14 protein-coding genes are annotated in these 18,054 nt (G+C 61.4%); 8 read left to right on the plus strand and 6 right to left on the minus strand.

Annotated elements, in window-relative coordinates; all coding sequences use genetic code 11:
- Positions 1-195 precede the first annotated feature (195 nt).
- The gene (locus ACLEJU_RS18925; RefSeq protein WP_435424480.1) at positions 196-1,140 is read left to right on the plus strand and encodes an RHS repeat-associated core domain-containing protein; all 945 of its coding nucleotides are present in this window, start codon (positions 196-198) and stop codon (positions 1,138-1,140) included.
- Here the strand turns inward: ACLEJU_RS18925 and gspK are convergent.
- Positions 1,137-2,111 carry a type II secretion system minor pseudopilin GspK gene (gspK, locus tag ACLEJU_RS18930; RefSeq protein ID WP_435424479.1) on the minus strand — a complete coding sequence of 325 codons (975 nt, stop codon included), beginning with the start codon at positions 2,109-2,111 and terminating at the stop codon, positions 1,137-1,139. The two genes, ACLEJU_RS18925 and gspK, sit on opposite strands and share 4 nt — an antisense overlap.
- Before the next feature lie 145 nt (positions 2,112-2,256).
- Here gspK and tatA point away from each other — a divergent pair, with 145 nt between their 5' ends.
- From tatA to ACLEJU_RS18950, 4 genes are read left to right on the plus strand one after another with little or no spacing between them, the layout of a single operon-like run.
- Positions 2,257-2,490: a twin-arginine translocase TatA/TatE family subunit gene (gene tatA / locus ACLEJU_RS18935; RefSeq protein ID WP_435424478.1), complete on the plus strand. Its 234-nt coding sequence runs from the start codon at positions 2,257-2,259 to the stop codon at positions 2,488-2,490.
- The gene (gene tatB / locus ACLEJU_RS18940; protein WP_435424477.1) at positions 2,490-2,780 is read left to right on the plus strand and encodes a Sec-independent protein translocase protein TatB; all 291 of its coding nucleotides are present in this window, start codon (positions 2,490-2,492) and stop codon (positions 2,778-2,780) included. Before tatA ends, tatB begins: the two co-directional genes overlap by 1 nt.
- The gene (gene tatC / locus ACLEJU_RS18945) at positions 2,777-3,541 is read left to right on the plus strand and encodes a twin-arginine translocase subunit TatC (protein WP_435424476.1); all 765 of its coding nucleotides are present in this window, start codon (positions 2,777-2,779) and stop codon (positions 3,539-3,541) included. Before tatB ends, tatC begins: the two co-directional genes overlap by 4 nt.
- Positions 3,498-5,723 carry an HET-C-related protein gene (locus ACLEJU_RS18950; protein WP_435424475.1) on the plus strand — a complete coding sequence of 742 codons (2,226 nt, stop codon included), beginning with the start codon at positions 3,498-3,500 and terminating at the stop codon, positions 5,721-5,723. Before tatC ends, ACLEJU_RS18950 begins: the two co-directional genes overlap by 44 nt.
- 10 nt (positions 5,724-5,733) lie before the next feature.
- On the opposite strand, the gene ACLEJU_RS18955 is transcribed toward ACLEJU_RS18950, so the two are convergent.
- Both ACLEJU_RS18955 and purL read right to left on the minus strand, forming a co-directional pair.
- Complete coding sequence (locus ACLEJU_RS18955) at positions 5,734-6,045, minus strand: NGG1p interacting factor NIF3 (protein ID WP_435424474.1); 312 nt, start codon at positions 6,043-6,045, stop codon at positions 5,734-5,736.
- Between the two features lie 3 nt (positions 6,046-6,048).
- Positions 6,049-9,948, minus strand: a complete 3,900-nt coding sequence (purL, locus tag ACLEJU_RS18960) for a phosphoribosylformylglycinamidine synthase (protein WP_435424473.1) — start codon at positions 9,946-9,948, stop codon at positions 6,049-6,051.
- Positions 9,949-10,193: 245 nt separating this feature from the next.
- Between purL and mltF the strand changes: the two genes are divergently transcribed.
- Positions 10,194-11,651, plus strand: a complete 1,458-nt coding sequence (gene mltF / locus ACLEJU_RS18965) for a membrane-bound lytic murein transglycosylase MltF (RefSeq protein ID WP_435424472.1) — start codon at positions 10,194-10,196, stop codon at positions 11,649-11,651.
- A gap of 6 nt (positions 11,652-11,657) precedes the next feature.
- Here the strand turns inward: mltF and tadA are convergent, their stop codons facing one another.
- Both tadA and ACLEJU_RS18975 read right to left on the minus strand, forming a co-directional pair.
- Positions 11,658-12,137, minus strand: a complete 480-nt coding sequence (gene tadA / locus ACLEJU_RS18970) for a tRNA adenosine(34) deaminase TadA (RefSeq protein WP_435424471.1) — start codon at positions 12,135-12,137, stop codon at positions 11,658-11,660.
- Complete coding sequence (locus tag ACLEJU_RS18975) at positions 12,137-13,519, minus strand: multicopper oxidase family protein (protein WP_435424470.1); 1,383 nt, start codon at positions 13,517-13,519, stop codon at positions 12,137-12,139. Before ACLEJU_RS18975 ends, tadA begins: the two co-directional genes overlap by 1 nt.
- Positions 13,520-13,825: 306 nt before the next feature.
- Here ACLEJU_RS18975 and ACLEJU_RS18980 point away from each other — a divergent pair, with 306 nt between their 5' ends.
- Together ACLEJU_RS18980 and tri1 are read left to right on the plus strand one after the other, a co-directional pair.
- The gene (locus ACLEJU_RS18980; protein WP_435424469.1) at positions 13,826-15,301 is read left to right on the plus strand and encodes a DUF6861 domain-containing protein; all 1,476 of its coding nucleotides are present in this window, start codon (positions 13,826-13,828) and stop codon (positions 15,299-15,301) included.
- Complete coding sequence (gene tri1, locus ACLEJU_RS18985; protein WP_435424468.1) at positions 15,298-16,365, plus strand: ADP-ribosylarginine hydrolase Tri1; 1,068 nt, start codon at positions 15,298-15,300, stop codon at positions 16,363-16,365. Before ACLEJU_RS18980 ends, tri1 begins: the two co-directional genes overlap by 4 nt.
- A gap of 103 nt (positions 16,366-16,468) precedes the next feature.
- Here tri1 and guaA read toward each other — a convergent pair whose 3' ends face one another.
- Entirely contained in the window at positions 16,469-18,046 is a 1,578-nt protein-coding gene (guaA, locus tag ACLEJU_RS18990; protein WP_105946886.1) for a glutamine-hydrolyzing GMP synthase, read from the minus strand.
- Between the last annotated feature and the right edge of the window lie 8 nt (positions 18,047-18,054).

The raw sequence follows: 18,054 nt of genomic DNA on the forward strand, positions 1-18,054 counted from the left end.
GCTGGCTGCACCGGCCCTTTCGTGGGGCAAGATCGCTCCCACTGGTAATTCACCGCTGGGGGCGTGTTTGCCCAAGCGCCCTGACATACGACGCTGGAAGCTCACTCAGTTAAGGCCACCTGATAATTTTGCCAGTAGACGCCCTCTGCATGATTAAGGATCATCGGAAACCTGAAAGATCTGACGAGGCCCTACATGAATCAGTTCTTCTATCAGGGAAACCGACTATCAAATGACATCGGAGCTACTCGAAGGCATTTCTTGTGGGCCAATGACACTGCGATTGCTCAGTATGATTTGAGTGCCAAATCAGTCAGCCCCGTTAGAACAGACAGAGTAAATACTGTACTGGGTACACACAAAAAATCTCACCAACAAAGTTATGCCCCTTACGGCATGTTGGCTATTGACGCACCAACAAGCGCATTGACATTTGCAGGGCAAAGGTTTGACTGCCGATCAGGTACTTATCCTCTGGGCAATGGATATCGAAATTACAACCCTGGACTGATGAGATTCACCCAGCCGGATGCAGTCTCTCCATTCGGCAAAGGCGGCATTAACGGATATGCCTATTGCTTGGGAGACCCAATCAATAGGGTAGACCGGAATGGCCGCTGGCCATCCATACCAACATGGGTGAAGAAGCCGATTAGCTGGGTATCTAATCTATTCAGTACCCCTTCCCTTACGGAGGATATCCCACTCGTAAATGTTTCATCGGACAGGTTAGAGCAGAGTAGCCCCGCGAGCCCTTCCGTGGGAGCAAACCTAAACACCACCAACTCAACCACTTCCAATACGATTGCCCCCTCAGAAACTCAGTCGAGTACCGGCACTTCTGGCTTTGAGTCCGCCCCTCTGCAACATACCACACAGACTGGCAGACCAACCCTCACCTCAAGCCAACAAGCGGCAGTTGCTGCTCTCGTGACGGTGAATGAAGTCGCCCTGGCGCTTGGGTCATATGGACTGGCACGCGCCATCATGATCCCTACACATCCGCGTCTTCGTTATCACAGGACATTACATGAAAATTACTTAGGTCCTATTGCCGGCGTAACCTTGTTCACTATCGGCACCGCGTCAAATTTTGTTGCTTTAAAAATTTTACGTTCTTATCTACGCGCCTCTCGCTAACGATCCACCTGAAACAATGGCTCCCGGCTGCGAACCCGCACCTGCTGCGCCGGCACCCGCGCATGCCACTGCACCACGCCCAACGCCTCCACCTGAAACTCGCTGCGCATCACCCTGCCCTGCTCCTCGAACGAAAGCTGCAGCAGGTAATGCCCACTGTTGAGCAGCAAGCCCTCGCTCAACCGCTCAAACGTCTCATCATCCACCGCCCCCAGCGCCTGGCGCAGCGCCGAGGCATCTTCATACCCCGACGCCGGCCGGCCACTGATGATGCGGCTTAGCAACGAACGCGGGAAACGCCCCTCATACAACGCATCGAGCAACGGCAGATGCTCCAGCCCCAAGGCATTGGCATTCAGGCGCCAGCCCGTGGTCTGCGGCAAGGCGCACAGCATCGGGTAGCGGCGTTGGCGGGAAGCGTCCGGCTCCAGCAGCAGGTTCAGTTCGCTGGTATCAAGCATTGGCTGGTTGGCTGCCAGACGCGGGGGCTGCTGACGCAGGTACTGGGCGCTTTCGGCGCCTTGCAGGCGGGCATCGCTGTCACTGTCGAGCCAGTCGACCAAAGCATCGACCAGACGTTCGGCGGCCATGTCGTCACCCAGCAAGCGCTTCAATTGGCGCTCTGCACGCTCGGCTTCGGCCCCCAGCAGCGCATTCACGTTGAAACAGGTGTGCTGGTCGCGCACCCGCAGCTGCGCCTGCCCGGCGCCAAAGTCGTACTTCAGCGGTTGCCCGCGCAAGGCCTGCCAGAATAACGGGCTGATCCGCCAGGCGGGGTCACGCAGGGCCTGTTCGGCATAAGCCAGGCCGGCCTGCTCCATGGCTCGCACCTGCACCCGCTGGCGCAACAGCTGCACCTCATCCACCTGATGGCGCCCATCTTCCACCAGCCAGGCCAGGCCTGCGGCGAGCATGGCCAGCACCACCATCACCATCAGCAGCGCCGCGCCCTGCTGCCGCCTGCCTCCCATCACCCCCCCTTTTTCAATCGGTGAAAGGCGCCAGTCAACACGCGGGTTGTTGCAGCCAGGTTGCAATGGCCTTGCAGTCATGTGGGCGTCATCTGCAAACGGCAGGATTGGCCTTCATTTTCATGACCTTACAGGAGTGGTCGAAATGGGTGGCATCGGAATCTGGCAAATGGTGATCGTACTGCTGATCGTGTTTCTGCTGTTTGGCACCAAGCGCCTCAAGGGCCTGAGCAGCGATGTCGGCGAAGCGATCCAAGGCTTTCGCAAATCCATGGGCGGCGGCAACGACGCCAACGCGCCAGGTGCGGCTCAAGTCAATCAACAACCACCAGTAACCGCCCAGGCCGCACAGCAGCCGCATGCGGATCGCCAAGCCTGATGTTCGAGATTGGCTTCAGCGAACTCTTGCTGGTCGGCATCGTCGCGCTGCTGGTGCTTGGCCCGGAACGCCTGCCGGTCGCGGCGCGCACCCTGGGCCACGGCCTGGGGCAGGCACGCCGGGCGATGCATGGCTTGCGCGCGCAGATGCAGCGAGAGCTCGATATGCCCAACCTCGACAGCGCGCGCCTGCAACGCCTGGAACAGGAGATCCGCCAGGGCATCAGCCTCACGGCGGAGCCGGCCAATACTGCAGCCCCTACCACCGTTTCCCGCGAGGGCACCCCATGAGCATTGCCCTGGACCCGGCAGCACGCATGCCCTTGACCGACCACCTGCGCGACCTGCGCAAGCGCCTGGTGCGCTGCCTGTTACTGCTGGCCGTCGTGTTCGCCGGGCTGTTCCCCTTTGCCCAGCAGCTTTACACCCTGATCTCGGAGCCGCTGCGCCGCTTCCTGCCGGAAGGCGCCAGCATGATTGCCACCAGCGTCACCTCACCGTTCCTCACACCCTTCAAGCTCACGGCGATGTGTGCGCTGTTCGTGGCCATGCCGCTGTTGCTGCACCAGGCCTGGGGATTTCTCGCTCCGGGCTTGTACCGCCGCGAGCGGCGCATCGCCCTGCCGTTGCTGGTATCGAGCATCGTGCTGTTCTATGCCGGCATGGCCTTCGCGTTCTACCTGGTGTTCCCGATGATGTTCGGCTTCTTTGCCAGCGTGACGCCGGAAGGCGTGGCAATGATGACCGACATCAGCCAGTACCTGGACTTCATCCTGGCACTGTTCCTGGCGTTCGGCCTGGCCTTCGAGATCCCGGTGGCTACGTTCATCGTCGTCTGGATCGGGTTTACCGACGTGCCGACATTACGGCGCAGCCGGCCATACGTAATCGTTGGCTGCTTTGTGGTGGGGATGATCCTTACACCGCCGGATGTGTTCTCGCAGACCATGCTGGCGGTGCCGATGTGGGTCTTGTTCGAACTCGGCCTGGTGGCGTGCTCTCTGGTCCGTGATCAACCATCTGGAACAGGTGAAGCAGCAGGCGGCGGTTAGCACCGGTAATACTGCCCCGTGCACTACTGACCGCCGATTGCCCATGCTGTTCGTTCATCCAGACAAGGTTTACATGATGAATGACCAGCATCCTGATATCACCTCATTTGCCAGCGACATTGCGTTGAACCGACTGGCTGAAATCGCTGCGAGCATTGACGCCCAACTTTTTACACACTTGTTCAGGCCGATATTTGGTAGCCGCCTGACACCCGCACTGTTTGTACACCTGCACCGGGAACTGATTGCCAAGGCTTTGAGTAACCCAACGTGCCAAGTCAGCAGCGACATCAACGTGCCTTGCACCTACTCTATCGATACCGGCCAGATACTGGTGCAGCATGGAGCCATTGCCCAAGCTATTGAGGATCCTGCGACAACCGCCATGCTCTTGGTGTCACTGATGGGAGCATTTGCGCTGTACATCCAGCACTTACTATTGCAAGGCCACAAGGCGCTGGATGCCCCCAGCATTACGCCACCGGACACCGAAGATATGACTTCGGCTTTCGTGCAAACACTGCTTTTCTACACCAAGCCGATACCGACCGGAAGCACCATCGCGACATTCATCGAGACAGGCATCGAGCATACCTTGCCACTCCGTGTCCCGGAGCTTCCCCCGCGTCGTACCAAACGCTTTGCCGCCGGGCGCGGACACGGGAATTCCCATACGTCTTTCGGTCATGAGTCCATTGAAGACGCTCTTGAAGTTGCCGGTTTCGATGAGGCCCAACGCAAAGCCATCTATTTTGGCAACTGGTTGCGTGACTACTCACAGCTGATCGATCCCAAGATCGTTCTGCCATCGGACAATGGCAGCACCGATACTGCGGCAATCATAGAGGCTATTGTTTCTGGGAACCTGCCGCGAGTGTCGCGCGAAAAGCTGACGGCCATTTTCGACCTGTTCGGCCTCAAGGAATTCCATGCACTGCAACAAACGCCCGAAGGGCGTGAAGCCTACCGGGTAACCCCGAAATTGCTGGGTGTGTACCGTGCTCACGAACATGTCGATAACCCGACCACAATGGACAGGGAGGCGTTCGACCCTCGTAGCATCGACCCCGACTTCACCGCGTTGGTGTTTCCCGATGACATCCGCAACAAAGTGCTCCCCAAACGTTCGATGAAGCGTTACGTTCGCCGGCCAATTGCATACATGAACAGAAAACTGGAGGCTGCGAAAAAGGAAGGCATGACAGCTGATGGCCTTCGCCTGTTTGGCGAAGCCCTGCATGTTCTGGAAGATTACTTCGCGCACTCCAACTTCATCGAACTCAGCTTGCGGAAGCTGGGTTATGGAGAGGTATTGACATGGACTTCCCGAATCGAATCAAGGGAAGAAAGCCGTCATGAATGGCCCATCATCACCGGTAAGTTCGGCGCATTGGATATCGTCGGCAGTGTCAGCGACCCGCTGGCCAATCTGCTTTTCGGTGACGATGGTTCGCCGCCACCCGGGCCTGGTGAGCGCAGCGACTTTGACCAGGTCATGCTGATCTTACTGAAAGACGAAGAGCCCCTCCTGCTCCGCGCCTACGAACTATATCTGAGCGCGCGCGACTCCATAAAAAGCTCCACTTACTATCAATGGTTCGAGAAGGTCAGCGGAGCCGTTGAAGCGCCTGTGAAGGTCATTGAACAAGCCAGCAACCTCATCAGAAGACCACTTCTGAAATGGGCAGGCGACCACATCGCCAGCTTGCAGAGTCACCTGGATGGCGACCCGAATGAGGACGCCAGCATCATGGCAACCCATTCACAACTGGCCAAGGATCACGATACCCATCCCTTGCATACCTTGGCAGTGCGGCTGGCTGCGCAAGCGGTGAGCGATGTAGGCCACGCCATGTTCAATCACTGGATGGCAATGGGTGCCGAGAGGGGCGATCCACGGGCAGTTGCCGAAGCATTCATCGTTCATCCCAACGACACCAACTGGTACACGCAAATCGTCGATGAATGGGCAAGCGCGAACCCAGAAAGGGTTGAGCAAGCAAAATCGATCGAAACGCTCAGGCAGATTCAAAGCGACGATCTGGACAATGCGTTGAAAGCAATCAGGGGCGCTCTCGACAAGGCGGTAGAGCACATCGAGGAGATAGAGGAAATAACCGGCACCGATTACTGGGAGATCGTCAATCTACCCGACGCTGGGCCTGCGCCTTGGAGCCTGTAGCGCTAAAGCTTCAGTAATCCAGTAACCGCCAGACGTCATAGGCCGGCGTCTCGTACGGGTGGCTCTGCTTGAGCGCAGCCACGACCTGAGCAATCAGGTCGTCGGCCACCACAAGCTCCACCTTCCACTCCTCGACCACCTCGACCTGACCAGTCTGCCCGAGGAACGGCTGGCTGCCGTCCAACGGGCGGAACTGGCCCTGGCCCAGGGTCTGCCAGGCGCAGTGGTCGTAGTCGCCGATACGCCCGCCACCGGCGGCGAACACGGCGGCCTTGACCACTTCAACGTGGCTGGCCGGGACGAAGAAGGCGAGCTTGTACACGCCTTAGTTCACCCACACTCGCGCATTGCGGAACATACGCATCAGCGCAGCGTCTTCCTGCCACTCATCCGGGCGCCAGGAGTTCTGCACGGCGCGGAACATACGCTCCGGGTGCGGCATCATGATGGTCACGCGACCGTCACGGCTGGTCAGGCCGGTGATACCTCGCGGCGAGCCGTTCGGGTTGGCCGGATAGGCTTCGGTGACCTTGCCATGGTTGTCGACGTAGCGCAGGGCCACGCAACCGGACAGATCGGCTGCCAGCAGTGCCTCTTCGCTGGCGAACTCGGCATGGCCTTCGCCGTGGGCGATGGCGATCGGCATGCGCGAACCGGCCATGCCCTGCAGGAAGATCGAGTTGGACTTCTGCACCTCGACCATCGCCACGCGTGCCTCGAACTGCTCCGAGCGGTTGCGCACGAAGTGCGGCCAGTGCTCGGTGCCCGGAATCAGTTCGTGCAGGTTGGACATCATCTGGCAACCGTTGCACACGCCCAGGGCGAAGCTGTCGGTGCGCTCGAAGAAGGTCTGGAAGGCATCGCGGGCGCGGCTGTTGAACAGCGCCGACTTGGCCCAGCCTTCACCGGCGCCGAGCACGTCACCGTAAGAGAAACCACCGCAGGCGACCAAGCCCTTGAAGGCTTCGAAGTCGACGCGGCCAGCGAGGATATCGCTCATGTGCACGTCGATGGCGGCGAAGCCTGCGCGGTCAAAGGCGGCAGCCATCTCGACCTGGCCGTTGACGCCCTGTTCGCGCAGGATCGCCACTTGCGGGCGCACGCCCTTCTTGATGTATGGCGCGGCGATGTCGTCGTTGACGTCATAGCCCAGCTTAACCGACAGACCCGGGTTTTCTTCCTCGAGCAGCAGGTCGAATTCCTGGTCGGCGCAATCGGCGTTGTCACGCAGACGCTGGATCTGGTAGCTGGTTTCAGCCCACTGACGCTGCAGCATGCGACGGTCGTCGTCGAACAGCACTTCGCCGTTGAGGCTGATGGAGACTTCGCCGTTGTTGATCGGCTTGCCGATCACCGCGACGCACTCTTCGCCCAGGCCGGCAGCGCTGAACTGTGCCAGTACGTCCGGGGTGGCATCCTGGCGGACCTGGATGACCGCACCCAGCTCTTCGTTGAAGAGGATGGCGGCGACATCAGCCTTGCTGTCGGTCAGCGGGTCGAGGTGCAGGTCGAGGCCGCAGTGGCCGGCGAAGGCCATTTCCAGCACCGTGGTCAGCAGGCCGCCGTCGGAACGGTCGTGGTAGGCCAGCAGGTGGCCATCGGCGTTCAGGCCCTGGATCACGGCGAAGAATGCCTTGAGGTCTTCGGCGTCGTCGACGTCCGGTGCCTGGGCAGCGATCTTGCCGTAGGTCTGGGCCAGGATCGAGGCGCCCATGCGGTTCTTGCCGCGGCCCAGGTCGATCAGGATCAGGTCGGTCTCGCCCTTGTCCATGCGCAGCTGCGGGGTCAGGGTCTGGCGAATGTCGGTGACTGGGGCAAAGCCGGTGATGATCAGCGACATCGGCGAGGTGACGCTCTTCTCGACACCCTCTTCGCTCCACTTGGTCTTCATCGACATGGAGTCTTTGCCGACCGGAATGGTGATGCCCAGCTCCGGGCACAGTTCCATGCCGACAGCCTTGACGGTGTCGTACAGGCGCGCGTCTTCACCTGGGTGGCCAGCGGCGGACATCCAGTTGGCCGACAGCTTGATGTCGGACAGCTTCTCGATGCGCGAGGCGGCCAGGTTGGTGATGGTCTCGCCGATCGCCATGCGCCCGGAAGCCGGGGCATCCAGCAGTGCCAGCGGGGTACGCTCACCCATGGCCATGGCTTCACCGGTGTAGACGTCGAAGCTGGTGGCGGTGACGGCGCAGTCGGCCACCGGAACCTGCCACGGGCCGACCATCTGGTCGCGGGCAACCAGACCGGTGATGGTGCGGTCGCCGATGGTGATCAGGAAGCTCTTGCTGGCAACGGCCGGGTGGCTGAGCACGCGCTGTACGGCGGTGTCCAGGTCCAGCTGGCTCGGGTCGAAGTCATCGCCCAGCTCGGCTTCGCGGGTGACCGAACGGTGCATGCGCGGCGGCTTGCCCAGCAGCACGTCGAGCGGCATGTCCACCGGGGTGTTGCCGAAGTGGCTGTCGCTGACGGTCAGGTGCGGCTCTTCAGTCGCTTCACCGACCACGGCAAACGGGCAACGCTCGCGTTCGCAAATGGCCTGGAAGCGCTCGAAATCGACGGCGCTGACGGCCAGTACGTAACGCTCCTGCGATTCGTTGCTCCAGATTTCGTGCGGGGCCATGCCCGGCTCGTCGTTGGGCACGTTGCGCAGTTCGAAGCGGCCACCACGGCCACCGTCGTTGACCAGTTCCGGGAAGGCATTGGAGATACCACCGGCGCCGACGTCGTGGATGAAGGCGATCGGGTTCTTGTCACCCAGCTGCCAGCAGCGGTCGATGACTTCCTGGCAACGGCGCTCCATTTCCGGGTTTTCGCGCTGTACCGAGGCGAAGTCCAGGTCCGCCGAGCTGGCACCGGTGGCCACCGACGAAGCAGCGCCGCCGCCCAGGCCGATGAGCATGGCCGGGCCACCGAGCACGATCAGCTTGGCGCCGACAGTGATCTCGCCCTTCTGCACGTGGTCTTCACGGATGTTGCCCATGCCGCCGGCAAGCATGATCGGCTTGTGGTAGCCGCGCACTTCTTCACCATGCGGGGTGTCGATGGCTTGCTCGAAGGTACGGAAGTAGCCGGTCAGAGCCGGACGACCGAATTCGTTGTTGAACGCGGCGCCACCCAGCGGGCCTTCGATCATGATGTCGAGGGCGTCGACAATGCGCTCGGGCTTGCCGTAGGCCTGCTCCCATGGCTGCTCGAAGCCCGGGATGCGCAGGTTGGAAACGGTGAAGCCGGTCAGGCCGGCTTTTGGCTTGGCGCCACGGCCAGTCGCGCCTTCGTCGCGGATTTCGCCGCCGGAGCCGGTGGAGGCGCCGGAGAACGGGGCGATGGCGGTCGGGTGGTTGTGCGTCTCGACCTTCATCAGGATGTGCACCGGCTCCTTCACCGCGCCGTATTGGCGGGTTTCAGGGTTCGGGAAGAAGCGCCCGGCCACCGAACCGACGATCACCGAGGCGTTGTCCTTGTAAGCCGACAGCACGCCTTCGTTGTGCATCTGGTAGGTGTTCTTGATCATGCCGAACAGGCTCTTCTCTTGCGCCTGGCCGTCAATGTCCCAGCTGGCGTTGAAGATCTTGTGGCGGCAGTGCTCGGAGTTGGCCTGGGCGAACATCATCAGTTCGATGTCGTTCGGGTTGCGCTTGAGGCCCTGGAAGGCATTGACCAGGTAGTCGATCTCGTCTTCGGCCAGGGCCAGGCCCAGGTCGATGTTGGCCTTGGCCAGTGCGTCGCGGCCACCTTCGAGGATGTCGACCGAGGTCATCGGCTTGGGCTGGGCGTGGCTGAACAGGTCGGCTGCCTGCTCCAGCTTGGCCAGCACGCGCTGGGTCATGCGGTCGTGCAGTTCGGCAGCGATCAGCTCGGCGTCGGCGTCGCTCAGGCTGCCGGCCACGTAGTAGGCGATGCCGCGCTCCAGGCGCTGGATCGACTGCAGGCCGCAGTTGTGGGCGATGTCGCTGGCCTTGCTGGCCCATGGCGAGATGGTGCCCAGGCGCGGCACGACCAGGAACAGGCGGCCGGTCGGCTCCTGTACCGGCACGCTCGGGCCGTATTTGAGCAGACGGCCCAGCACCTGCTGCTGGTCGGCGGTCAGCTCGCCGTCAACGTCGGCGAAGTGGGCAAATTCGGCATACAAACCAGTAACAGCGGGGACTTTCTGGCTCAGTTGCTCGAGTAATTTACCGTGGCGAAAGGCAGAAAGGGCAGGAGCGCCGCGCAGGATCAACATCGTCGGGACAGCCTCAGGAAGGGGTGTGCTTAGAGGCCGTGCATTCTAGCCTAATTCGACGGCTTTCGGCACCCGCTCTACACCACGCCTGCCGGGCGGCGGAACCGGACTTCGGGGTCAAAAAAACACCGCGAATCTGCCTGCCTTTGTCCGCCCCTGCCGCGCCATAGCGAAAAAATCGCTACCAGACAAGCTAACCGTTGTCGAGATATGGCTGTGCCGGTCCTTTGCGTATACTGCAACCTATGTTCGCCCACACTGCTTTGCGCCAACGTTGCGCCAGATGGCTAATCGCAACCGGACTCTTTCTGCTGCTCGGTGCCTGCGTTGAAAAACCCAGCACCCTCGAGCGCGTGAAGGAGGACGGCGTGCTGCGCGTAATCACCCGCAACAGCCCAGCCACCTATTTCCAGGACCGCAACGGCGAAACCGGCTTCGAGTACGAGCTGGTCCAGCATTTCGCCGAAGATCTCGGCGTCAAGCTGCAGATCGAGACCGCCGACAATCTCGACGAACTGTACGACTCGCTCGGCAAGCCTTCCGGTCCGGTGCTGGCGGCGGCCGGCCTGGTCAGCAGTGACCGGCGCAAGGCCCAGGTCAAGTACTCGCACCCTTACCTGGAAGTGACCCCGCAGGTCATCTACCGCAACGGCCGTCCGCGCCCTACCGATGCCAAGGGCCTGGTCGGCAAGAAGATCATGGTGCTCAAGGGCAGCAGCCACGCCGACCAGCTGGCCGAACTGAAAAAGCAGTATCCGGGCCTGGAATACGAGGAATCCGACGCGGTCGAGGTAGTCGACCTGCTGCGCATGGTCGATGAAGGGCAGATCGACCTGACCCTGGTCGACTCCAATGAACTGGCAATGAACCAGGTGTACTTCCCCAACGTGCGGGTCGCCTTCGACCTGGGCGACACTCGCGATCAGCGCTGGGCGGTGGCGGCCGGTGATGACAACAGCCTGCTCAACGAAATCAACCAGTTCCTCGACAAGGCACAGAAGAACGGCACCCTGCAGCGCCTGAAAGACCGTTACTACGGCCATGTCGACGTACTTGGCTACGTCGGCGCCTACACCTTCGCCCAGCACCTGCAGCAGCGCCTGCCCAAGTACGAGAAGCACTTCAAGAGCTACGCCAAGGTCGAACAGGTCGACTGGCGCCTGCTGGCCGCCATCGGCTATCAGGAATCGATGTGGCAGCCTGAAGTTACCTCCAAGACCGGCGTGCGCGGCCTGATGATGCTGACCCAGCGCACCGCCCAGGCCATGGGTGTGTCCAACCGCCTGGACCCGAAACAGAGCATCCAGGGCGGCGCCAAGTACTTCATGAAGATCAAGGAAGAGCTCGACGACAGCATCCAGGAGCCAGACCGCACCTGGTTCGCTCTGGCCGCCTACAACGTCGGCACCGGCCACCTGGAAGACGCCCGCACCCTGGCCAAGCGCGAAAAGCTCAACCCGAACAAGTGGCTGGACGTGAAGAAGATGCTGCCGCGCCTGGCGCAGAAGCAGTGGTACCGGCAGACCAAGTACGGCTACGCCCGTGGCGGCGAGCCCGTGCACTTCGTGGCCAACATCCGCCGTTACTACGACATCCTCACCTGGGTGACCCAGCCACAGCTCGAAGGCCAGGTGGCCGAGGGCAACCTGCATGTGCCCGGAGTGAACAAGGACAAGCCGGCGGACCAGTCACCGCCGATGTAACTCAGGTCAGGCCTTGGCTCGACGGGCCTTGAAGAAGTCACTGAGGATCTGCCCGCACTCTTGCGCCAGCACCCCGCCTTCGACCATCACCCGATGGTTGAGAAAGCCCTGCCCGAAGAACTGCCCCTGGCTCTGCACGATGCCCGCCTTGGGCTCCAGCGCGCCATACACCACTCGCATCACCCGCGAATGCACGATCAGCCCTGCACACATGCTGCACGGTTCCAAGGTCACGTACAGGGTGCTGCCCGGCAGCCGGTAGTTGCTGGCAGCCTTGGCCGCCGCACGAATGGCGACCATTTCGGCATGGGCGCTGGGGTCGCTGTCGATGATCGGCCGGTTGAAGCCCTGGCCGATCACCTGGCCGTGCTGCACCAGCACCGCGCCCACCGGCACCTCGCCCATGGCCGCGCCCTCGGCGGCCAGGGCCAGGGCCAGGCGCATGAATTCCTGATCGCGGCTGCGATCGATGATCTGCGGGCGCATCAGACCACCGCGATCGCGGCCATCAGGCCGGTTTCCATGTGGTCGATGACGTGGCAGTGGAACATCCAGGTGCCTGGGTTATCCGCCACCAATGCGACCTGAGCGCGCTCGTTCTTGCCCAACAGATAGGTATCGGTAAAGTATTGCTCGGGGATCTGGCGGCGATTGGAGCCGATCACCTTGAAGCTCATGCCATGCAGGTGGACCGGGTGCTGGTACTGGGTCATGTTCTTCAGCTCGAAGATATAGCTCTTGCCCTTCTTCAGCGTGGCGATCGGCCGGTCAGCGCAGGTCTTGTCGGTGATGTCCCAGGCCTGGCCGTTGATCTGCCACATGCTCGACGGCTTGTCCGGATCGTCGTTCACCGAGACAGTCGCCGCCCATTCGAAATTGAAGTTCAGCTTCTCGGCATTCTCCAGGTCCGGCTCGGCGATCGGGTTCGCCGGCAGGGCCTTGGGCCACTCGCCCGGTGCGTCGGTACTGGCCACCGAGCGCAAGGTGCCCAGGCGCACGAAACCGTCGCGCAGGGAAACTTCCTCGCCCGCCTCGGGAATGCGGATGGCCAGGCAGATACGCATGCCCGGGCCGAGCCAATATTCATCATCCAGTGGCCGTGGGGTCACCGGGTTGCCATCGAGGGCATAGATTTTCGCCTCGCAGTTGCCTTTGAGGTTGAGGCGGTAGGTCCAGGTGTTGTCCAGGTTCAGCAGACGCACGCGCACCACCTGCCCAGCCGGCAACTCAGTGACGGAGTCAGCCTGGCCATTGATGGTGATCAGCCGCCCGGCGGTGCCGTTGCGTGCAGCCTCGCGGGGGATGCTGAAGGGCAGCCAGGCGCCCTGCTCGTCCACGTGCCAGTTCTTCAGGCTCAGGGTGCGCTCGTGCTTGAACCCGGTCGGCTCGCGCTCCTCGACGATCAGCGGGCCGACCAGCCCACGCCCAAGCTCCTCAGAGCTGCTGACATGGGGGTGGTACCAGTAGCTGCCGGCATCCGGCACGCGGAACTTGTAGTCGAAGTATTCGCCCGGCTTGACCGGCAGCTGCGAAACGTAGGGCACGCCGTCCATTTCCAGCGGCAAGCGGATGCCATGCCAGTGGATGGTGGTTTCCACCGGCAGATGGTTGATGAAGCGCACCCGCAGCCAGGTGCCCTGGCGTACGCGCAACTCGGTGCCCGGCGCCGAAGGGCCGAAGGCCCAGGCCTCGGTCTTGAAGCCCGGCACCAGCTCGACGTCCAGTGGCGCGGCGATCAGCTCGTAGTCATGCCCGGCATTGTCGTCCTCGACCTTGCCCAGCCAGTACCGGGCAGCGCCCCCGGCGCCCAGGCCAACCACAACCAGGCCGGTCAGGCCCTTGAGCATTTGTCGACGGGTGAAGGACATCGGTGCGGGTACCTCGCGTTCTGCGCAATCAAGCTGCCAGCACGGCTGGCGGTGAAGGGCGAATACGATACACCTGCAAATGGGAAATATTAAGTGAAGTATCCTGACATCCCGCTTCGTGACCGGCCGACAGGGGCTGAATACAAGCCCAAGACTGAACCAACACAGCACGATGATGTCGGATCGACACTATTGCCAGGTATTGATCAGATGTAAAAAATGTCTTCGCAATGGCACTTGCGGCCCGGACGACTCGCCTGCAGGGTGCACGCTCACCTGCCTTCTCTTAATGGAATGCGATGGTAAATGGACTTATCAGCTCACGTCCCTAGCTGGGGCGACATCGAACGCAACCTGGATCAGAAGTTCAGCGCCCTGAATCAGAGCGTCAGCAGTGGCTTGCGCAATGCCCATGACAGCTGGGACGGCTTCAACCGCCGCATAAGCGATGGCGCCAGCCAGGCCTATGGCGCTGTAGGCGGGCACCGGATCGATAACGTCCGGCAGGCAATGGCTTTGTCCTATCCCATGATGCAGTCAAATCTGTCGCGCAAATGGGCTTCGATCAACATCGATCAGATTCTGCCCGTACTGCTCAAGCTCGTGCAGGAAGTGGTAATGATTCTCGGCGGCAGCGTCGCCCTAGGTGGCGCAATCGGCGGTGCGGTGGGTTCTCTTGCCTTTGGCGTGGGTGCGGCACCAGGGGCGGTCGCAGGCAGCGGTATCGGCCTGCAGGTCGGCAACCTGATCCTGATGGCGCTGGGCCTGGCCGCCATCGCGGAGTATTTCTATCAAGGGCTTCCCACCTGCCTGGCCTCCATGCAAGAGGGGCTTGCTACCGCGTGGACCGCCGAAGACGGCTTGAAACCCTCGGGTCTCGACCCTTCTGGCGGCTCGGCGGCGCTGGTTCAGGAACGTACCGAACAAGCTGCAAGGCAACTGGCACGCGGACAAGAGCAGCTTGTGATGCTTCTGCTGATGGCGATCGTGACCTACCTGACCCGCGGGCAGATGAAAGCCGGCGTGATGGGTAGTGTGGAAAGCATCGCCAGCCGCAGTGCCAAGCTCCAGGCCGAGATTTCCAACAAGCAGTTGGCCAACTGGCTGGCGAAGAACGAAAGCAGGCTGCTGGCCGAACCTGAGTTGCAGATGAAAGCCGCGACACCGCTGAAGAAAGCGGAGCCAGAACTGCCCCCAGCAACGCAGGCCACTGAAAAAACCATTGCAGCGGCGCCCAAGAAGCTCATGAGCCTACGAGAGGCCGTGGGCAAGGACATGGCGGAGCGGTGGATTGCCGCAGGCCGTGCAAGAGCCAACATTCGGGACCCGCAGCTTTCGAAACTGCTCAGCGACGATCAGATAGGCGCGCTTTACGGCTACTCTACCAATGATGTGTACAAGGCGTATAACAAGGCAATGCGCGCAGGCACAGCCACGCCTGAAATCCTAGCCTTTGCCGAGCATGCAACCGAAGGTCTCGCACGCTTGCCTCGCTACTCAGGCGCCCAAACCTACCGTGGAACGGATCTTCCACAGGATGTGCTCAATCGGATGCAAATGGGCGCGGTGGAGACCGACATGGCATTCTTCAGCTCATCTGCGACGACACCGTTCACGGGTAATACCCAGATGGTCGTACGCGGCGTATCCGGCAGGGACATCAGTTTCCTCACGGAACTTCCCGAGGCGGAAGTACTGTTTGCGCCGGGTACATCTTTCAGGGTGCTGAACCGGATTGAGCAAGGCCCAACGACTCATCTCTTATTAGAAGAAGTTCTATGATCGACCTGCACAGCCCCACCCTCGAAATTGCCGAGTATGCCTACCGGTACAACCATTTGCTGCCAACGCACACCCCACGCGAGTCCGCAGGCCGTGCCTACGTGCACCCGCAATGGCAAAATTCGCGCGCCTGTACATTAACCCCCGATCAATCGCTCGACAGAGCCAAGGGTGCGTTGCTGGGCCTGGCCATTGGCGATGCCGTAGGCACCACGCTGGAGTTTCTGCCCCGCGATGCCAAGCATGTCGACGACATGGTCGGTGGCGGCCCGTTCAAGCTCAAGCCAGGTGAGTGGACCGATGATACGAGCATGGCGCTTTGCCTTGCGGACTCGTATCTGGCTTGCCTGCGATTTGACCATGCAGATTATCTCGAGCGCCTGTGCAGGTGGTACAAGCGAGGCGAAAACAGCGCAAACGGTGTCTGTTTCGACATCGGCAATGCTACACGGCTTGCCTTGGAAGGGTGGCTACGGCAAGGCCTGGACTGGATAGGCAATACCGAGCCGAATACAGCCGGCAATGGCTCGATCATCCGGCTCGCCCCGACCGCCATTTTCAGGCGCCACATGTTGCCATCAACATGGCGCGAAGCCCAAAGCCAGAGCCGGGCCACCCATCGGGCGCCCGAAGCAGTGAGCGGTTGCGAACTGCTGGGCGCGCAGCTGCACCTCGCCCTGAACGGCGCGGACAAGGATGAAATGTGCCGCCCTATGGTCTGCCCGCTGCAACCCCGCGTCACCCTTATCAACGCTGGCGAATACAAGGAAAAAAGCCGCGACCAGATACGCTCCTCAGGGTATGTCATCGACACCTTGGAAGCTGCGTTGTGGGCGGTCTGGAATACCGACAATTTCAGGGACGCAGTGCTTCTGGCGGCAAACCTGGCAGACGACGCCGACAGTGTGGCAGCCGTAGCGGGACAACTGGCCGGGGCGTTGTACGGGGTATCCGGTATGCCCGAGCAGTGGGTGAAGACAGTGGCGTGGTCCGAACGCATCCAGGATCTGGCCCAAGCGCTGCACGACCAGGCGCCTGAAAGCGACCCGTTCTATTCGCTGTGATCATGCGCCCGGCGGGGCAGACTGCAGAATGACAAAGGCCCGCGATTACGCGGGCCTTTGTGTACTACTCGTCATCTGACACTGGCTACAGCCGTATGCCGGATCATTCCCACTCGATGGTGGCTGGCGGCTTGCTCGACACGTCGTAGGTGACGCGGGAGATACCGTCGATTTCGTTGATGATACGGCCGCTGACGGTTTCCAGCAGCTCGTATGGCAGGTGTGCCCAACGCGCGGTCATGAAGTCCACGGTCTCGACGGCACGCAGTGCGACGACCCAGGCGTAGCGACGGCCGTCGCCGACGACGCCGACCGACTTGACCGGCTGGAATACCACGAATGCCTGGCTGGTCTTGTGGTACCAGTCAGCCTTGCGCAGTTCTTCGATGAAAATGTGGTCGGCGCGACGCAGGATGTCGGCGTATTCCTTCTTCACTTCACCGAGGATGCGCACGCCCAGGCCTGGGCCCGGGAACGGGTGGCGATAGACCATGTCGTACGGCAGACCCAGCTCCAGGCCGATCTTGCGCACTTCGTCCTTGAACAGCTCACGCAGCGGCTCGACCAGCTTGAGGTTCATTTCCTCTGGCAGGCCACCGACGTTGTGGTGCGACTTGATCACGTGGGCCTTGCCGCTCTTGGCGCCGGCCGACTCGATCACGTCCGGGTAGATGGTGCCCTGGGCGAGGAACTGGATGTTCTCCAGTTTGCTGGCTTCGGCATCGAAGATATCGATGAAGGTGCGGCCGATGATCTTGCGTTTCTTCTCAGGGTCCGCTTCGCCTTCCAGGTTGTCGAGGAACTGCTTTTCAGCGTCGGCACGGATCACCTTGACGCCCATGTTCTCCTTGAACATGGCCATCACCTGGTCACCTTCGTGCAGGCGCAGCAGGCCGTTGTCGACGAATACGCAGGTCAGCTGGTCGCCGATGGCGCGGTGCAGCAGCGCGGCAACCACCGAGCTGTCAACGCCGCCGGACAGGCCCAGCAGGACGTTGGCCGAACCGACTTGCTCACGCACCTGGGCAATGGCGTCTTCGACGATGTTGGACGGGGTCCACAGGGCTTCACAGCCGCAGATGTCCTGCACGAAGCGGGACAGGATGCGACCGCCCTGCTTGGTGTGAGTCACTTCCGGGTGGAACTGCACGCCGTAGTAGCCGCGCGAATCGTCGAACATGCCAGCGATTGGGCAGCTCGGGGTGCTGGCCAGCACGTGGAAGTTGCCTGGCATCTGGGTGACCTTGTCGCCGTGGCTCATCCACACGTCCAAGCCCAGTACGCCGTCGTCGTCGACGTGGTCTTCGATGCCGTCGAGCAGGCGGCTCTTGCCGACCACGTCGACGCGGGCATAGCCGAACTCACGCAGGTCGGAACCTTCGACCTTGCCGCCCATCTGCTCGGCCATGGTCTGCATGCCGTAGCAGATGCCCAGCACCGGCACGTTCAGGTCGAACACAGCCTGCGGGGCGCGTGGGCTATTGGCTTCGTGGACCGACTCGGGGCCGCCGGCGAGGATGATGCCGCGTGGGTTGAATTCGCGGATCGCTTCATCGTCCATGTCGAACGGGTGCAGTTCGCAGTACACGCCGATTTCGCGCACGCGGCGGGCGATCAGCTGGGTGTACTGGGAACCGAAATCGAGGATCAGGATGCGGTGAGCGTGAATGTCGAGGGCCATGACTCAAT

Origin of the sequence: Pseudomonas sp. SMN11 (assembly GCF_052041945.1) — a bacterium.
Lineage (GTDB): Bacteria > Pseudomonadota > Gammaproteobacteria > Pseudomonadales > Pseudomonadaceae > Aquipseudomonas.